Source organism: Caulobacter sp. DWR3-1-2, from assembly GCF_049896225.1.
GTDB lineage: Bacteria > Pseudomonadota > Alphaproteobacteria > Caulobacterales > Caulobacteraceae > Caulobacter.
Genome location: NZ_JAFCTW010000004.1, coordinates 323268 through 339059 on the forward strand (window position 1 = coordinate 323268; position 15792 = coordinate 339059).

The window sequence follows — 15792 nt, forward strand, 5'->3', positions numbered from 1 at the left end:
CGCTTCGATCTAGGGGACCATCTGGAACTGGATGCTCACCGTCTGGTCGTCTCCCGCCTTGGAAGCGCCCTCCGCCGATTGGCCGACGCTGGCCACCCGCAGCAAGGGCTGCGAAGCGCCCTGTTCCGGAGGTGCGTTACGCAGCTTGGCCAGCAGAGGCTGGGCGCCGGTCAGGGCTTGGTGGAAGACGGCCGCGCGCTGCAGCGCCAGGCTCGCCGCCATTTGACCTTCTGGCGTGAACACGTCGAGGCTGGTCTGGCTGAGCACATTGACCACCATCAGGCGCGGGCCGCCGGGCGTGCAGCCTGCGCTGGCCGGCGCGCCGTAGCCCAGGCAGGGCAGTCGACGCGCCAGGGTCACCGCGACCTGGCCGGCCACCTTCCCTCCCTCCGGCGACAGATTGGCCGAGCCCGGTAGGAACAGCTTTTCGGCCTTGAAGTTCAGTGACCCGCTCGCAGGATCGCCGGACACCGGCGCGCCAGCGTCCCGCAGGTCCGCGTCGAGCGAATCCAGCAGCACCCGGCGCGCGTCGACGGTCGCGATGGCTTGGGCCGAAGCCTGGGCGGGTTGCGCGAACGAAAAGCAGCGGCGCTCCGTGGGGGTTCCGCTGTCGCCGTCGCTGAGCAAGGCTTCGGGGACGCACAGCACCCGGGCCTGGTAATCGACCTCCAGGTCGGCGTTGCGCGACTTGAGATTGCCTGCGGTCTGCAGCAGAGCGGCGGTCTCGGGCTGTTTGGCGCCGACCAGCTTGGCTGTCGAAGCACGGAACTCGAACGCGAAATAGCTGAGCATGATGATGAAGATGAAGATCACCCCAACCATCATGTCAGTCATCGACACATAGTAGCTTTCCCCCTCCTCCACATCGACCGCCCGGCTGCGCTTGCGGCGCATCAGACGTGGCCCGTCCGCGACGCTGGCGTGTTGGACCGGGCCAAGGCGGCCTCGATGCGACCCAGCACCGCGAGTTGCTCCAGCATCACCTTCTCGGGCGGCGCGAAGCGGACGCAGGCGTCGAGGAGCGCGAAGAGGTGAGATTCCAGCGCCTCGATCGCCTGCCGACGGCGACGCGCGGCCAGTCGCAGGATGATCGAGGCCAACACCCCGGCGATCGAGGTCCAGAACTTTGTGGCGGCGATGGTCAGCAGGTTGATCAAGGCGCCCTGCATGGCCGCGCCCTCGGCCGCCGCGCCGTGGGGCGCCATGGCCGCAGTGGCCTCGGTCAGGGCCGCGACAATGCCCATGAAGGTGATGACCAGGCCGATGGCCACCATCAGATTGGCCCACCATTCGAGGGTGCGGGCGGGCGCGTCAGCATGGTCGAAGACGTCTGCGGCATGGATCGAGGCGGCCAAGCGACCATCCTCCGTGGGCGTTAGCTGGCTATGATAGTGCGCCCAGCCAAGCTCAAGGACAGGGTTGGCCATACCGCCGAAGCGCTGGTCGATCGCTCCAATCGCTTTGGCGAAGGCTTTCTGGCGATCACCTTGCAATTCCTCCAGCAGCTCGATGCGGCGACGGAAATCGTCACGCAGCGGGACATACTCAAAATGGCCCGACTGGAAGATCAGGCCGATGGCGAAGACCAGGATGGCGCCGGCCATCATCAGGGCCGCGCCCGGCGTGCTGAACACCGCGACCACGAAACTCGTCACCGGATCGTGCATCTGTACCCCGCACGCTGCCCGCCGCCACAATAGTTCCGCGTGCGGCGGGAACGGGGCGCAGCTTAGCCATTGAACGCCCGGATCGCGTCGATGATCCGCTGCTGGTCCGCCTCGCCCAGATAGGGATGCATTGGCAGGGCCAGCACGGTCTCGGCCTTGGCCTCGGTCACCGGCAGGCCGCCGACCCCGCGCGGGAAAGCGGCGTAGGGCGCCTGGACATGCATCGGCACCGGATAATAGACCGCCGTCGGCACGCCCTGGGTCTTCAGGTGCGCGGCCAGGCCATCGCGGTTTCCGTGCTCGATCACATACTGGGCCCAGACAGAGACGCCGCCGGCGATCACGCCCGGCGTCGCCAGCACCGCGCCCTTCAAGCCCTCGGCGTAGCGATGGGCCACGACTTGGCGCAGGTCGATCTCTTCCTGGAAGATCGACAGCTTCTCGATCAAGATCGCCGCCTGTATCGTGTCCAGCCGGGAGTTCATGCCGATGCGGGTGTTCAGATACTTGGTGTCGTGTTCGAAGGTGCGGCCCACAAGGTCGGAGGCCACGGCCTTTCCGTGCACCCTAAGGCTGTCCATAAGGTCCCACAGGTCCTGGTCGTTGGTCAGCACCGCGCCGCCGTCGCCATAACAGCCCAGGGGCTTGGCCGGAAAGAAACTGGTGGTGGCGACGTCTGCCCAGTGTAGCGGGTGCTTGCCGTCCAGGGTGCAGCCAAAGCCTTGGGCGCTGTCGGAGATCAGCTTCAGCCCTTCGCGGTCGCAGATGGCCTTGATCGCGGGATAGTCGGCGGGCTGGCCGAAAAGGTCGACGGCGATCACCACCTTGGGCGCCAGCTTGCCGTCGGCCTTCACGCCGGCGATGGCCGCTTCCAGCTTGGCGGGGTCGAGGTTGAAGGTGTCTTCCAGGATGTCGACGAACACCGGCGTCGCCCCGACCCATGGCACAACCTCCGGCGTCGCGGCGAAGGTGAAGGACGGGCAGAACACCGCGTCGCCAGGCCCGATACCCCAGGCCATCAGCGGCAGGGCGATGGCGTCGGTGCCGTTGGCGCAGGACAGGGCCAGCTTGGCCTGGCCGAACACCGCGAGCCTGGCCTCGAATTCTCGTACCTGCGGACCCATCACATAGGCGCCGCTGTCGAGGACGCTGGCGATCGCCGCGTCGATTTGCCCGCGGATTCGGCGCTGTTGCGCGGCGAGGTCGATGAAGGACATGCTCATGGGCGGCGCTCTTAGAGGCGGATCGGCTCGAGTTCGAGCCAATTGATGTAACCGACTGTTTCCTCGCCACGAAGCGCTACCGTCACAACAGGTCCGCGCGAGCCGCGTTGACCGCTCGCCGCCGGGGCGCCATCGAGGGACCATGCAAACCAAGCCGGCCGCCGTTCCGCCCAACATCACCCTCCCCGCCATCGCCAATGTGAAAGCCGACGAGACGATGTTGGGGCATTTTCTTGATTGGCTGGGCAAGGTGGCGGTGAACCTGGTGGTCGCCGCCCTGATCCTGGCGGCCACCTTCTGGATCGCCGGCTGGCTGGCGGGCGTCGTTCGCCGGTCCCTGGCGCGGGTGCATCGCAACAACCCCGACCCCACCCTTGAGACCTTCGGCGCCTCGCTGGTGCGCTATGCCGTGGTCGCGGTGGGCCTGGTGGCGGTGTTGCAGCAGGTGGGCGTTCAGGCCACCTCGATCCTCGCCGTGCTGGGCGCCGCCTCGCTGGCCATCGGCCTGGCTTTGCAGGGCGCGTTGTCGAACGTGGCGGCCGGGGTGATGATCCTGCTGTTTCGCCCCTACAAGGTCGGTGATCTCATTGAGACCTCGACCCGCCAAGGCACGGTCAAGGCGCTGGATCTGTTGTTCACCGAGATCGCCACGCCGGACAACATCAAGGTGATGATCCCCAACAGCAAGGTGTTCGGCGATGTCATCCTGAACTACTCGGCCCACCGCAATCGCCGAGCCGACGTGGTGTTCAAGGTTCCGCTGAAGACCGACCTGGTCGCGGTGTTGCAGAAGATGCGCGAGCGGGCCGAGGGCGATCCAAGGGTGCGCAAGGATCCGGCTCCGATGATCGAGGTCGTCGATCTGACCGAGGCCTTCGCCCAGGCGGCGATCCGCGTCTGGACCGCCAGGGAGGACTATGGACCGGTCAGGACCGACCTGATGCTGGCCGCCCACCTGTGGGCCGAGGACCCGACGCGGGACCTTGCGCCACCCCGTCCCTCCAAGGCGCCGGACCCGTCGCCGGTCATGCCCGGCGACACGGGTCAACACCTGTTCAGGCTGAGAGCGCCTCGGAAAGGTCGGCGATCAGATCCTCGCAGTCCTCGATCCCCACCGACAGCCTGATCAGGGTGTCGGAAATGCCCAGGGCGGCGCGCTGGTCGGTTGGGATCGAGGCGTGGGTCATGATCGCCGGATGCTCGATCAGGCTCTCGACCCCGCCTAGGCTCTCGGCGAGCGTGAAAAGACGGGTGCGTTCCAGCATCCGCTTGGCGGTGTTGACGTCGCCCTTCAGCTCCACCGAAATGATGCCGCCAAATCCGCCCAGCATCTGGCGCTTGGCCAGTTCGTGCTGCGGGTGGCTGGGCAGGCCCGGATAGATCACCCTGGCGACGTCGGCGCGGGTCGACAGCCACTTGGCGATGGTCATGGCGCTGTCGCAGGCCCGCTGCATGCGCAGGGCCAGGGTCTTGACGCCGCGCAGGGCCAGAAAGCTGTCGAACGGCCCCAGCACCGCGCCGACGGCGTTCTGCAGGAACTTCAGCTTCTCGGCGACCTCGGCGTTGTCGCCGACCACCGCCACGCCCGCCACCACGTCGGAATGGCCGTTCAGGTATTTGGTGGCCGAGTGCATGACCACGTCGAAGCCCAGCTCCAGCGGACGCTGCACGAACGGGCTGGCGAAGGTGTTGTCGGCGACGGTGATCAGGCCATGTTGCTTGGACAGTTGGGCGATGGCCGCCAGGTCGGCCAGGCGCAGCATGGGGTTGGTGGGCGTCTCCACCCAGATCATCTTCGTCTCGGGGGTAATCGCCGCCTCGATCGCCGCCAGATCGCCCATGTCCACGAAGCTAAATCTCAGCCCGGCCGAGCGCTTGCGCACCTTGTCGAACAGCCGGAACGAGCCGCCGTAGAGGTCGTCGCTGGCGATCACGTGCGCGCCGGTGTCGAGGATCTCCAGGATCGTCGAGGCCGCCGCCAGGCCCGAAGCGAAGGCGAAACCCGCCGTACCGCTCTCCAGATCGGCGATGCAGCGCTCGAAGGCGAACCGGGTCGGGTTGTGGCTACGGCTATATTCGAAGCCCTTGTGCTCGCCGGGACTGGACTGGACATAGGTCGAGGTCGCGTAGATCGGCACCATCACCGCCCCTGTCGTCGGGTCGGGAAACTGGCCGCCGTGGATCGTGCGGGTGGCGAAGGCCAAGCGGTTCTTGCCGGGGATGTCGGTCATGGAAACTCGGTGTCAGAGAGATTTGAGAATGTCAGCCAAATCGCGGGCGCCATGCAGCATGCGCGTGATCACAGGCGGCTTTCGAGTTGGATCGGAGACCAGGACATAAGGAAACCCTTTCATCCTGAAGAGCCGAAAAGGTGGCCGTACGAGATCAGGTTGTTCCTGACCGAGATGAGCATTTCGACCCAAGGCGTCAGCGGCGGCGAGCATGACGTCCGTCAGCTTGAGCGCGGCGTGCGGACTATCGCCAGAGATCCAGTTTGCTGCGGCGAGAAGCTCACGCCTAGCTTGGGGCGCGATCGTCGCTGGCGCCATCTTACTCGACGACTTCCTTGGCGGCCGCCTCAATGGCGGCCTTCATTTCCGCCGCAACCTCGGCGGCTGTAAAGCAACCATCGCGATCAGCCTCCGCTATTGCCTCGTCCAGCGAGGCGTTCAACCGCTCGCGCTGCACTTCTTGTTCCTGAAGCAGCGTAAGGGCCGCCTTGACGACAGCGCTGACATCTTCATAGCGACCCTCTGCGACGCAATCGCGGGCGAATTGCTCTAGATCGGGCTTCAGCGTGATTTCCATCATCGGGCCTTTCCTCGATGGAAGCATGAACCGATCGGAACAAATCCGCAACGGCCTAGCTGGCCAGCCTCAGGTGGTTGATCAGGTCCACGCGGGTGATCACGCCGACGAACTCGTCGCCGTCGCAGACCAGGGCCACCTCGTCGCGGTCGAACACCTCGGGCAGGGCGTCGACGCCCTGGGTGGTCTGCAGGGTGTTGACCGCCTTGGTCATCGCCGCCCCGACCAGGGTCTTGAACTTGGGCCCACGGCTATCGTCGGGACCCTCGACGGCGGCCAGAACGTCGCTCTCGTCGAGAATGCCTACCAGCTTGCCGTGATCGACTACCGGCAGTTGGCTGATATCGCCGCTGCGCATGCGGTTATAGGCGGTCATCAAGGTGTCGTCCGGGCCGATGGCCACCACTCCGCCGTCGGCATAGCGCTTGGCGATCAGGTCGCGCAAGTCGCCGTGCAACTCGCGCTGGTCGAAGCCGTGGGCGGCCAGCCACATGTCGTTGAACATCTTGGTCAGGTATTTGGCGCCGGTGTCGCACACGAACGTCACCACCCGCTTGGGCTCGGTCTGGGCCTGGCAGTAGCGCAGGGCCGCCGCCAGCAGGGTGCCGGAGGACGAGCCGCCGAGGATGCCCTCCTTCTTCAGCAGCAGACGGGCGGTGTCGACGCTCTCGCGGTCGCTGATCGAATAGGCCGTCTTGACGAAGTCCATCTGCGCATTGACGGGGATGAAATCCTCGCCGATGCCCTCGACGATCCACGACCCGGCCTCGCCATGGGTCCCGGTCGCCACATAATCGCAAAGGATCGAGCCGACGGGATCGGCCAGCACCATTTGCGTCTTCGGCGAATGCTGGGCCATGAACCGGCCGATGCCGGTCAGGGTGCCGCCCGAGCCGACCCCCACCACCACAGCGTCGACGTCGCCGCCCATCTGCTCGAAGATTTCCGGTGCGGTGGTGGTCTCGTGAGCCAGCGGATTGGCCGGGTTCTCGAACTGGTTGACATAGATCGAGCCAGGGATCGACTGGGCCAGGGTCTGGGCCATGTCCTGGTAATATTCCGGGTGGCCCTTGCCGACATCGCTGCGGGTCAGGCGCACGTCCACGCCCATGGCGCGCAGGTGCAGGATCTTCTCACGGGCCATCTTGTCCGGGACGATCAGGATCAGCTTGTAGCCCTTCAGCGTCGCCACCTGGGCCAGGCCCAGGCCGGTGTTGCCGGCCGTCGCCTCGATGATGGCCCCGCCGGGCTTGAGGCTGCCGTCGGCCTCGGCCGCTTCGATCATCGAGCGCGCGACGCGATCCTTGATCGAGCCCCCGGGGTTCTGGTTTTCGAGCTTCAAGAACAGTCGGCAGAGGCCGGTGTCGAGGTTGTGAACCTCCATCATCGGCGTCCGGCCGATCAGATCCAGCGCGGAACCGACGACCGGGGGAAGAGCGGATTTGGGGTCGTTCATGGCGCAACTCGGCGACAGAGAGAAATGATCTCCCTATCTAGGCCGGTTTCTTGAAACCGCCAACGTCGTTACGCGAAGCGCGGCTCCGCCGACGTCAAATGATTTAGCCCCCACTCGCTGGCGAACTTGCGGCTGACCGTCTCGTCCTCGAACACCACCTTGCGAAGTTCACCCGCCAGCTCTGGAGCGTTGTGGATCATCACGAACGGGAAACCGTTGCGCGACAGGAAGGCCTGCACGAAATTGGAGAACCGCAGGGCCTCGTCGGCGGAGGCGATGCAGATTTCAACAGCGATGTCGGCGACGTTCATGGCGCGCTCCCGCGTGGGTACTGAGACCCTAACGCACGAACTCGCAATTGCGAACCGCCTTCGCAGTCGCAAAAAGCAACGGCCCCGAAATCCTCCGGGGCCGCGCAGAAATCGAACAGGATTTGACGGTCCTACAGGATCGATTGCCCGGTTCCGGCCCAATCCTTCAGGAATTGCTCCAGGCCCTTGTCGGTCAGGGGATGCTTGAAAAGGTCGGCGAAGGTGGCCGGGGGGATGGTCACCACATCGGCGCCGACGATGGCCGCGTCCTTGACGTGGGCGACATGGCGCACCGAGGCGGCCAGGATTTCGGTCTCGTAGCCGTAGTTGTCGTAGATCGTGCGGATGTCGCGGATCAGGTCCATGCCGTCGAAGCCATAGTCATCCAGCCGGCCGATGAACGGCGAGACATAGGTCGCACCGGCCTTGGCGGCCAGCAAGGCCTGGGTCGCCGAGAAACACAGGGTGACGTTGGTCAAGATGCCCTCGCTGGCGAAGGCGGCGGTGGCGATCAAGCCGTCGCGGGTTAGCGGCACCTTGACCACGACATTGGGCGCGATGCCGGCAAGCTTCTTGCCCTCGGCGATCATCGCCTCGTGGGTGGTGGCGGCGACCTCGGCGCTGATCGGGCCGGGCACCAGGTCGCAAATCTCTGCGATCACTTCCAGCATCGGCCGGCCCGACTTGGCGATCAGCGTCGGGTTGGTGGTCACCCCGTCCACCAAGCCCGTCGAGGCCAGGTCGGCGATGATCTTGGTGTCGGTGCTGTCGAGGAAGATCTGCATGGGCCTGCGCTTCTTGTTTTGGAGTTTGGGTTGGGTTTATCCGCCCGGGGGCGGCGCGCCAACCGGGAAAGTCCCTAGCGGTCGGCCTCGGGGAGGCGCGGACCCAGGGACTCGCGCAGGAAGTCCAGCAGGTCGCCCCCCCCTGAACCGCAGTCCCTCGACCCCGGCTCGCCGCGCGGCCTCGACATCGGACGCCTTGTCGCCGACCAGCACCGTCTCCTCCGGCGCCAGTGACCAGTCGGTCAGGCCGCGCAGAATCATGCCGGGATTCGGCTTGCGATCGGGATGGTTGGGATGGCGGCAGCGCTCGACCATGCCGTGCCCGTGATGCGGCGCGACGTAGAAGGCGTCGATCCGGGCGCCGACTTCCGCCAAGTCCGCCTGCATCGCAGCGTGAAAGCCTTCAACCTGAGCTTCAGTGAAATAGCCGCGCGCCACGCCCGACTGGTTGGTGACCACCAGCACTTTCACCCCCGCCGCGTGAAGGATCGCGACGGCCTCGCGGGCCCCTGGAATCCAGTCCAGCTGAGCAGGCTCGAAGACATAGCCGTGATCGAGGTTCAGCACCCCGTCGCGGTCGAAGAACACGGCTTTCAGTGGTGGCTTGGCGGACATGGTTCCGCCTTACGCCAGGCGGCCCGAAGCGACAGGGCGATCACCTTGGCGAAGGGGTTGGCGAATTCCGGGGCGCATCCTAGAACGGCCTTGCCTGCAGGAGACCCCGATGACCCAAGATTTCGCCCGCCTTGTTCGCCTGCGTGATCAGCTGAAGGTCTGGGCTCTGGAGGCGGCGTTCCCGCTGTGGTGGACCGTCGGGGCGGACCATGTGCAGGGCGGGTTCTTCGAGAAGATCGCGCTGGACGGCGCGCCCGTGGAGGCCCCGCGCCGGGCCAGGGTGCAGCCGCGGCAGATCTATTCCTACGCGGTGGCGGGCCTGCTGGGCTGGGAGGGCCCGTGGAAACAGGCCCTGACCCATGGCCTGGACTTCTATCTGTCCAGGTACCGCCGCCCCGACGGCTTCATGCGCACTCTGGTGGCCAGCGACGGCTCGCCGCTGGACGACACCGTCGATCTCTATGACCAAGCCTTTGGGCTGTTTGGCCTGGCCATGGCCGCCCAGGTATTACCCCAACGGACCGACCTGCCGAGGCTGGCCACAGCGCTGCGCGACGCCCTTTACGCCACCCTCAAACACCCGATCGCGGGGTTCGAGGAAAGCGTTCCACGCACCCTGCCCTTGCTGTCCAACCCCCACATGCATCTGTTCGAGGCCAGCCTGGCCTGGATAGAGGCGGGGGGCGACGCCGCCTGGCGGGCAATGGCCGATGAGATCGCCGAACTCGCCCTCGCCAAATTCATCGATCCGGTCAGCGGCGGGCTCCGAGAATACTATGACGGCGACTGGAACCCGGCGTCGGGCGTGGCCGGTCGGATCATCGAGCCCGGCCACCAATTCGAATGGGCGTGGCTGCTATTGCGGTGGGGCCGGCTTGCCGGCCGTGACGACGCTATCGCCGCGGCCCTGCGGATGATCGCCATCGGCGAGGGGCCGGGTGTCGACCCGGCGCGCGGCGTGGCGATCTTCGCCCTGCTCGACGACATGAGCGTCCATGACGACATCGCTCGCCTCTGGGCCCAGACCGAACAGATCAAGGCCGGCGTGCTGGCCGCCCAGGTCACGGGCGACGCGCACTGGTGGACCACGGCCGCGAACGGCGCCGAAGCGCTGCTGAAATATCTCGACACGCCCGTGCGGGGGCTGTGGCGCGACAAGCTGCGGGCGGACGGGACCTTCGTCGACGAGGCCGCGCCGGCCAGCTCGTTCTACCACATCGTTTGCGCGATCCTGGAGCTGGACCGAGCGGTCAGCGCCAGACCGTGATCAGGACGACGCTGGCCGTCGCCGACTTGACCAGCGTGGGTGAGCGCAGGTCCTCGCGGGCGCCGGCGGCGAAGACCGCAGCCTCGGCGACTAGCTCGCCATCCAGAACCTGAATGGAGCTGGTCGGCAGGCTGACGACCGAGCCGGCCTCCATGCGCCAGACCTCGACCTCCGCCTTGGCGGCCTTGGTCAGGGGCTGACGTTCGACGCCGCCGCTGAAGGCAATAGCATGGCGGTGGGCGATGTCCCGACCGCCGGCCTTGAGGATGTCCACCAGGGTCTTGACGCCTTGGGCGTCGTCGCGACGGCAGACCAGCACCGCGTCGGGCTCGGCGACGATCAGCAGGTCCTCAACCCCGATCGCTCCGACAAACGGGCCTGTCGAGCGGGCCAGAACGCCCTTCGAATTGATCAGATGGACGTCGCCGCTCGCGGCGTTGCCCTCGGCGTCTCGGGCTGAAGCCTCCCAGATCGCGTCCCACGCGCCGAGGTCGGACCATGTGAAGGCCGCCGGGGCCACTGCGGCGCGGGTCGTGCGTTCCATGACTGCGTAGTCGAGCGACTTCTTGGTCGTGCGGCCGAACGCCTCGCGATCCAGGCGCAGACGTACGCCGTCGCGCTGGCCGCGCTCGACCGACGCCATCGCCCCCTGGCCAATCTCGGGTTCGAAGACCGCCAGTTCGTCCAGCAGGGTCTGGGCGGTGAAGGCGAAGTTGCCGCTGTTCCAGTAATAGCCTTCCGCCACATAACGCTCGGCGGTCTCGCGGTCGGGCTTCTCGACGAAGGCGGCGACCGACATCACGCCATCGGGCAGGGGCGCGCCGGGCTTGATATAGCCGAAACCGGTCGCTGGGCTGGTGGACTCGACGCCGAAGGTGACGATCAGCCCGGAACGCGAGGCCTGGATGGCCACCAAGGCCGCGTCACGGAACTTCTCGGGCTCGGCAATATGGTGGTCGGCGGCCAGCATCAGTATCACCCCGTCGGGGGACAGCGACTGGACATAGGCCGCCGCTGCGGCGATGGCCGGCGCGGAGTCCCGGGCCTCGGGCTCGATGATCACCGTCAGCTTGACGTTCAGCTCCAGGGCTTGCCGCTCGACCAGATCGGCCATGCCCTCGCCGGTCACCACCACGATCTCTTCGGTCCCCGGCAGGTCCATGACCCGCAAAATCGCGTCCTGGAAGCTGGAGCGATCGCCGATCAGCTTGAGAAACTGCTTGGGACGGTCAGCGCGCGACGCGGGCCAAAGACGCGTGCCAGAGCCTCCGCAGAGGATAACAGGATAGATGGCGGTCAAGACGTCCCCCGAATTTCGACGATGTGATCGCGCGGCAGCCGTCAGTTACCACATCGCCTTCGCCAAAATGAGCTGTTCTAACGCTTGACGCCGCTTTCAGGTCCTAGTCCGGCATTCCGCCGCGCAATTCCGCCAGCCAGGCGTCGGCCGTGGCGTCTGAAGGCATGCGCCAGTCTCCGCGCGGCGACAGGGCCCCGCCGGACGAGATCTTTGGCCCGTTGGGCATGGCAGAGCGCTTGAACTGGTTGGCGAAGAACCGCTTCAGGAACAGCGCCAGCCAATGCTTGATCTCCGCCAGGTCATGGGCCCTGCGCGCCGCGTCCGGCGTGCCAACCGGCCAGGCGCCGGCGGCCGCGTCATGCCAGGCGCTCCAGGCCAGGAAGGCGATCTTGGACGGCGCCATGCCGTAGCGGGTCATGTAATAGAGGTTGAAGTCCTGCAGGGCGTAGGGGCCCACAAAGCTTTCGGTAGCCTGGGTCACTTCACCCGGCACCAGTTCCGGCGAGATCTCGGTGGCCAGTATGTCCTCGAGCAGGTCGCCGGTCGCCTCGTCCACGTCGTCAGAGGCCGCCACGAAGCGGATCAGGTGCTGAATCAGGGTCTTGGGCACGCCGCTGTTGGGGTTGTAGTGGCTCATCTGGTCGCCGACACCATAGGTGCACCAGCCCAGGGCCAGCTCCGACAGGTCGCCGGTGCCCACCACCAGCCCGCCATTCTGGTTGGCCAGTCGGAACAGATAGTCGGTGCGCAGGCCGGCCTGGACGTTCTCGAAGGTCACGTCATAGACCGCCTCGCCCCGGGAAAACGGATGGTCCAGGTCCTTCAGCAGCTGCTGGGCGGCGGGGCGGATGTCGATCTCGGCGGCGGTGACGCCCATGGCGTTCATCAGCGCCCAGGCGTTGGACTTGGTGCGGTCCGAGGTCGCGAAGCCCGGCAGGGTGTAGGCCAGGATGTTGGTCCGAGGCAGCTTCAGCTGGTCCATGACCTTGGCGGCGACGATCAGGGCCTGGGTCGAATCCAGTCCGCCGGACACGCCGATCACCAGTCTGGACAGACCTGAGGCCTCGACCCGCCGCGCCAGGCCCTGGACCTGGATATTGTAGGCCTCGTAGCAGTTCTCGGCCAGCTTGGCCGGGTCGGACGGGGTGAACGGAAAACGCTCCACGGTCCGCTTTAGCGCGAGGTCGCCGGCCGGCGGCGTGAAGTCAAAGGGGACGATCCGGAACGGCGTCAAGGGCGGGCTGAGCGTCGCGGCGTCGCCGAAGCTGACGACGCGCATGCGCTCCTGGCGGATGCGGCCGACATCGACGTCGGCCATGGCCACCACCGCCTCGGTCGAGAAGCGCGGGCTCTGGGCCAGCAGGTTTCCCAACTCGTGGATGTCCACATGGCCGTCCCAGGCCAGATCCGACGAGCTCTCGCCCGCCCCGGCCGCCGAATAGACATAAGCGGCGATGGCCCGGGCCGACTGGCTGGCGCACAGCAGGCGGCGGGTTTCGGACTTGCCGATCGTGATGTTGCTGGCCGACAGGTTCAGCAGGATCTCGGCCCCGGCCATGGCCTGGGCGGTGCTGGGCGGGGTGGGCGTCCAGACGTCCTCGCAGATCTCGATCCCGACCGTGAAGGCGACGTCACCCACCGCGCGCAGCAGAACGTCGGTCCCGAACGGAACGGCCTGGCCCGCGAGGTTGAGCGTGCGGCCCGTGACGCCGGCCCCCGGCGTGAACCAGCGGCGCTCGTAGAATTCGCGATAGTTGGGCAGGAAGCTCTTGGGGATCACCCCCCGCACCCGCCCGCCCTGGATCGCCACGGCGGTGTTGTAGAGCCGGCCATTATCGCGCAGCGGCGCGCCGACCACGAACAGCGGGGCCAGGTCCTTGCTGGCCTCGGCCAGGGTGGTGATGGCCGTTTCGACGGCGTCCAGCAAGGCGTCCTGCTGCAGCAGGTCGTCGATGGCGTAGCCAGTCAAGCCCAGTTCCGGAAAGACGATGACCGCCGCGCCGGCCGCGTCGGCCTCGCGCACCAAGGCCAGCGCGCTCAGGGCGTTGGCGGCCGGATCGGCGAGCTTGACCTTCGGCGTCGCCGTCGCGACGCGGACGAAGCCGTGGCGATAGGGCGAGAAGAACGACAGGTCCGCCAAGGGTTGAGCCTTCGGTTGCGGCCGCGATCTGCGGGCGTGGCTATCAGGTAACGGCGCGCGCCCGGCCGGGCAAGGGAGAGCGCGCCCGAGGCCGGCTTTGCTTGACCCCATCGGCCTCGCGTGCCACGTGCGGGCCGCGCAGACCCCCGACACAAAAGCATCAAAAGAGCCTGTCCCATGCCTGTTTCGCCCGTCAAAATGGCCGATGCGATCCGCGTTCTGTCGATGGACGCCGTCCACAAGGCCAAGTCCGGCCACCAAGGCATGCCGATGGGCATGGCCGATGTGGCGACGGTGCTGTGGAGCAAGTTCCTGAAGTTCGACGCGAGCCAGCCCGACTGGGCCGACCGCGACCGCTTCGTGCTGTCGGCCGGCCACGGCTCGATGCTGCTCTATGCTCTGCTGCACCTGACCGGCTTCAAGGCCGTGACGATGAAGGAGATCGAAAACTTCCGTCAGTGGGGCTCGATGACCCCGGGCCATCCAGAAGTCCACCACACGCCCGGAGTCGAATGCACCACGGGCCCGTTGGGCCAGGGCCTGGCGATGTCGGTCGGCATGGCCATGGCCGAGGCCCATCTGGCGTCGCGTTTCGGCAAGGACGTCGTCGATCACCGCACCTGGGTGATTGCCGGCGACGGCTGCCTGATGGAGGGCGTCAGCCACGAGGCCATCAGCCTGGCCGGGCGGTTTGGCCTGTCGAAGCTGACCGTGCTGTTTGACGACAACAACACCACCATCGACGGCGAGGCGACGATCGCCGAGACCGGCGACCAGATGGCCCGCTTCAAGGCCGCTGGCTGGGCGGTCAAGGCCGTCGATGGCCACGACCACGGCAAGATCGCCGCCGCCCTGCGCTGGGCCACCCGGCAGCACAAGCCGACCCTGATCGCCTGCAAGACCCTGATCTCCAAGGGCGCGGGCCCCAAGGAAGGCGACCCCCACAGCCACGGCTACACGCTGTTTGACGATCAGATCAAGGATGCCCGCGAGGCGATGGGCTGGACCGACGGCCCCTTCACGACGCCCGCCGATGTCGCCTCCGCCTGGAAGGCCGTCGGCCGTCGCGGCGCCAAGGCCCGCAAGGCCTGGGACGCGAAGCTGGCCGCCTCGGACCATGTCGCCGACTTCACCGGCGCCATGGCCGGCCAGCTGCCGACCGGAGCCTATGACCGCATCGACGCTCATCTGGCCGAGGCCGCCAAGACCAAGCCGGGCAACGCGACCCGCGTCCATTCCGGCGCGGCCCTGGACCAGCTGATTCCGGCCATTCCCGAGATGATCGGCGGCTCGGCCGACCTGACGGGCTCCAACAACACCTTCGTCAAGGGCATGCGGCCCTTCGACAAGCCCGACTATGACGGCCGCTACGTGCACTACGGCGTGCGCGAGTTCGGCATGGCCGCGGCGATGAACGGCATGGCCCTGCACGGCGGGGTCATCCCCTATTCGGGCACCTTCCTGGCCTTCGCCGACTATAGCCGCCCGGCGATCCGCCTGGGCGCGCTGATGGGGGCCAAGGTCATCCACGTGATGACCCACGACTCCATTGGCCTGGGCGAGGACGGCCCGACCCACCAGCCGGTCGAGCAGGTGGCCTCCCTTCGGGCCATCCCCAACCTGCTGGTGTTCCGCCCCGCCGACGCGGTCGAGACCGCCGAATGCTGGAAGATCGCCCTGGACCAGGCCGCCACTCCGTCGGTGATGTGCCTGTCGCGCCAGAAGGTCCCCGGCGTGCGCGGCGACGCCACCGAAAACCTGTCGGCCAAGGGCGCCTATGAGCTGCTGGCCGCCGAGGGCGGCGAGGCCGTGGTGACGATCTTCGCCTCGGGCACGGAAGTCTCGATCGCCGTGGCGGCTCGCGACATCTTGCAGACCCAAGGCAAGCCGACCCGTGTGGTCTCCACCCCATGCTGGGAGCTGTTCGAGCAGCAGCCGGCCGATTATCGCCAGGCGGTGATCGGGACCGCCCCCACCCGCATCGCCGTCGAGGCCGCCATCCGCATGGGCTGGGAACGCTTCATCGGCGAGGATGGCAAGTTCGTGGGCATGACGGGGTTCGGCGCGTCGGCGCCTTTCGAGCGCCTCTACAAGGAATTTGGCATCACCGCTGAGGCCGTAGCGGCGCGCGCGGCAGATTGAAGGGCGCAGGAATCGGCGGCGATCCTCGCCTCTGGACGCGGCGAGCAACCCGATGCAAACAGGCGCCGCCGCCATAGG

Annotated in this window: 15 protein-coding genes; 3 read left to right on the top strand and 12 right to left on the bottom strand. The window is 66.8% G+C overall.

Annotated elements, in window-relative coordinates; all coding sequences use genetic code 11:
• Positions 1–9 precede the first annotated feature (9 nt).
• From ACP696_RS08200 to ACP696_RS08210, 3 genes are all read right to left on the bottom strand, one after another.
• Positions 10–894, bottom strand: coding sequence for a hypothetical protein (locus ACP696_RS08200; protein ID WP_426010602.1), 885 nt, complete (start codon positions 892–894; stop codon positions 10–12).
• Positions 894–1667: a hypothetical protein gene (locus tag ACP696_RS08205; RefSeq protein WP_426010600.1), complete on the bottom strand. Its 774-nt coding sequence runs from the start codon at positions 1665–1667 to the stop codon at positions 894–896. The genes ACP696_RS08200 and ACP696_RS08205 overlap by 1 nt, the downstream gene beginning before the upstream one ends.
• Positions 1668–1729: 62 nt before the next feature.
• On the bottom strand, positions 1730–2890 hold the full coding sequence (locus ACP696_RS08210; RefSeq protein ID WP_426010598.1) for a DegT/DnrJ/EryC1/StrS family aminotransferase: 1161 nt from the start codon (positions 2888–2890) through the stop codon (positions 1730–1732).
• A 142-nt stretch (positions 2891–3032) separates the two neighbouring features.
• Here ACP696_RS08210 and ACP696_RS08215 point away from each other — a divergent pair, with 142 nt between their 5' ends.
• The gene (locus ACP696_RS08215; protein ID WP_426010597.1) at positions 3033–4016 is read left to right on the top strand and encodes a mechanosensitive ion channel family protein; all 984 of its coding nucleotides are present in this window, start codon (positions 3033–3035) and stop codon (positions 4014–4016) included.
• Here the strand turns inward: ACP696_RS08215 and ACP696_RS08220 are convergent.
• From ACP696_RS08220 to ACP696_RS08250, 7 genes are all read right to left on the bottom strand, one after another.
• Positions 3946–5121: a cystathionine gamma-synthase gene (locus ACP696_RS08220; protein ID WP_426010595.1), complete on the bottom strand. Its 1176-nt coding sequence runs from the start codon at positions 5119–5121 to the stop codon at positions 3946–3948. The two genes, ACP696_RS08215 and ACP696_RS08220, sit on opposite strands and share 71 nt — an antisense overlap.
• A 12-nt stretch (positions 5122–5133) precedes the next feature.
• The gene (locus ACP696_RS08225) at positions 5134–5439 is read right to left on the bottom strand and encodes a type II toxin-antitoxin system RelE/ParE family toxin (RefSeq protein ID WP_426010593.1); all 306 of its coding nucleotides are present in this window, start codon (positions 5437–5439) and stop codon (positions 5134–5136) included.
• 1 nt (position 5440) lies between these two features.
• The gene (locus ACP696_RS08230; RefSeq protein ID WP_426010591.1) at positions 5441–5701 is read right to left on the bottom strand and encodes a type II toxin-antitoxin system ParD family antitoxin; all 261 of its coding nucleotides are present in this window, start codon (positions 5699–5701) and stop codon (positions 5441–5443) included.
• 52 nt (positions 5702–5753) lie between these two features.
• A complete protein-coding gene (locus tag ACP696_RS08235) occupies positions 5754–7154 on the bottom strand; it encodes a pyridoxal-phosphate dependent enzyme (RefSeq protein WP_426010589.1) in 1401 nt (466 codons plus the stop codon).
• Between the two features lie 68 nt (positions 7155–7222).
• Positions 7223–7465 (bottom strand): hypothetical protein, encoded by a 243-nt coding sequence (locus tag ACP696_RS08240; protein WP_426010587.1) that lies wholly within the window; start codon positions 7463–7465, stop codon positions 7223–7225.
• Between the two features lie 131 nt (positions 7466–7596).
• Positions 7597–8250 (bottom strand): fructose-6-phosphate aldolase, encoded by a 654-nt coding sequence (gene fsa, locus ACP696_RS08245; RefSeq protein WP_426010585.1) that lies wholly within the window; start codon positions 8248–8250, stop codon positions 7597–7599.
• A gap of 36 nt (positions 8251–8286) precedes the next feature.
• On the bottom strand, positions 8287–8865 hold the full coding sequence (locus ACP696_RS08250) for a D-glycero-alpha-D-manno-heptose-1,7-bisphosphate 7-phosphatase (RefSeq protein WP_426010584.1): 579 nt from the start codon (positions 8863–8865) through the stop codon (positions 8287–8289).
• 109 nt (positions 8866–8974) lie between these two features.
• Between ACP696_RS08250 and ACP696_RS08255 the strand changes: the two genes are divergently transcribed.
• On the top strand, positions 8975–10132 hold the full coding sequence (locus ACP696_RS08255; RefSeq protein WP_426010582.1) for an AGE family epimerase/isomerase: 1158 nt from the start codon (positions 8975–8977) through the stop codon (positions 10130–10132).
• On the opposite strand, the gene ACP696_RS08260 is transcribed toward ACP696_RS08255, so the two are convergent.
• Both ACP696_RS08260 and ACP696_RS08265 read right to left on the bottom strand, forming a co-directional pair.
• Entirely contained in the window at positions 10116–11432 is a 1317-nt protein-coding gene (locus ACP696_RS08260; protein WP_426010580.1) for a mannose-1-phosphate guanylyltransferase/mannose-6-phosphate isomerase, read from the bottom strand. The two genes, ACP696_RS08255 and ACP696_RS08260, sit on opposite strands and share 17 nt — an antisense overlap.
• Before the next feature lie 103 nt (positions 11433–11535).
• The gene (locus ACP696_RS08265) at positions 11536–13572 is read right to left on the bottom strand and encodes an NAD(+) synthase (protein WP_426010578.1); all 2037 of its coding nucleotides are present in this window, start codon (positions 13570–13572) and stop codon (positions 11536–11538) included.
• A 177-nt stretch (positions 13573–13749) separates the two neighbouring features.
• Here ACP696_RS08265 and tkt point away from each other — a divergent pair, with 177 nt between their 5' ends.
• Positions 13750–15714 (top strand): transketolase, encoded by a 1965-nt coding sequence (gene tkt, locus ACP696_RS08270; RefSeq protein WP_426010577.1) that lies wholly within the window; start codon positions 13750–13752, stop codon positions 15712–15714.
• The last annotated feature ends 78 nt before the right edge of the window (positions 15715–15792 follow it).

Excerpts from the sequence above, each read along its gene's own strand:
- ACP696_RS08240 (WP_426010587.1), bottom strand. The coding sequence starts at position 7,465 with ATGAACGTCGCCGACATCGCTGTTGAAATCTGCATCGCCTCCGCCGAC.
- ACP696_RS08205 (WP_426010600.1), bottom strand. The coding sequence starts at position 1,667 with ATGCACGATCCGGTGACGAGTTTCGTGGTCGCGGTGTTCAGCACGCCG.
- fsa (WP_426010585.1), bottom strand. The coding sequence starts at position 8,250 with ATGCAGATCTTCCTCGACAGCACCGACACCAAGATCATCGCCGACCTG.
- ACP696_RS08250 (WP_426010584.1), bottom strand. The coding sequence starts at position 8,865 with ATGTCCGCCAAGCCACCACTGAAAGCCGTGTTCTTCGACCGCGACGGG.
- ACP696_RS08235 (WP_426010589.1), bottom strand. The coding sequence starts at position 7,154 with ATGAACGACCCCAAATCCGCTCTTCCCCCGGTCGTCGGTTCCGCGCTG.
- tkt (WP_426010577.1), top strand. The coding sequence starts at position 13,750 with ATGCCTGTTTCGCCCGTCAAAATGGCCGATGCGATCCGCGTTCTGTCG.
- ACP696_RS08230 (WP_426010591.1), bottom strand. The coding sequence starts at position 5,701 with ATGATGGAAATCACGCTGAAGCCCGATCTAGAGCAATTCGCCCGCGAT.
- ACP696_RS08215 (WP_426010597.1), top strand. The coding sequence starts at position 3,033 with ATGCAAACCAAGCCGGCCGCCGTTCCGCCCAACATCACCCTCCCCGCC.
- ACP696_RS08255 (WP_426010582.1), top strand. The coding sequence starts at position 8,975 with ATGACCCAAGATTTCGCCCGCCTTGTTCGCCTGCGTGATCAGCTGAAG.
- ACP696_RS08200 (WP_426010602.1), bottom strand. The coding sequence starts at position 894 with ATGCGCCGCAAGCGCAGCCGGGCGGTCGATGTGGAGGAGGGGGAAAGC.
- ACP696_RS08220 (WP_426010595.1), bottom strand. The coding sequence starts at position 5,121 with ATGACCGACATCCCCGGCAAGAACCGCTTGGCCTTCGCCACCCGCACG.
- ACP696_RS08225 (WP_426010593.1), bottom strand. The coding sequence starts at position 5,439 with ATGGCGCCAGCGACGATCGCGCCCCAAGCTAGGCGTGAGCTTCTCGCC.
- ACP696_RS08210 (WP_426010598.1), bottom strand. The coding sequence starts at position 2,890 with ATGAGCATGTCCTTCATCGACCTCGCCGCGCAACAGCGCCGAATCCGC.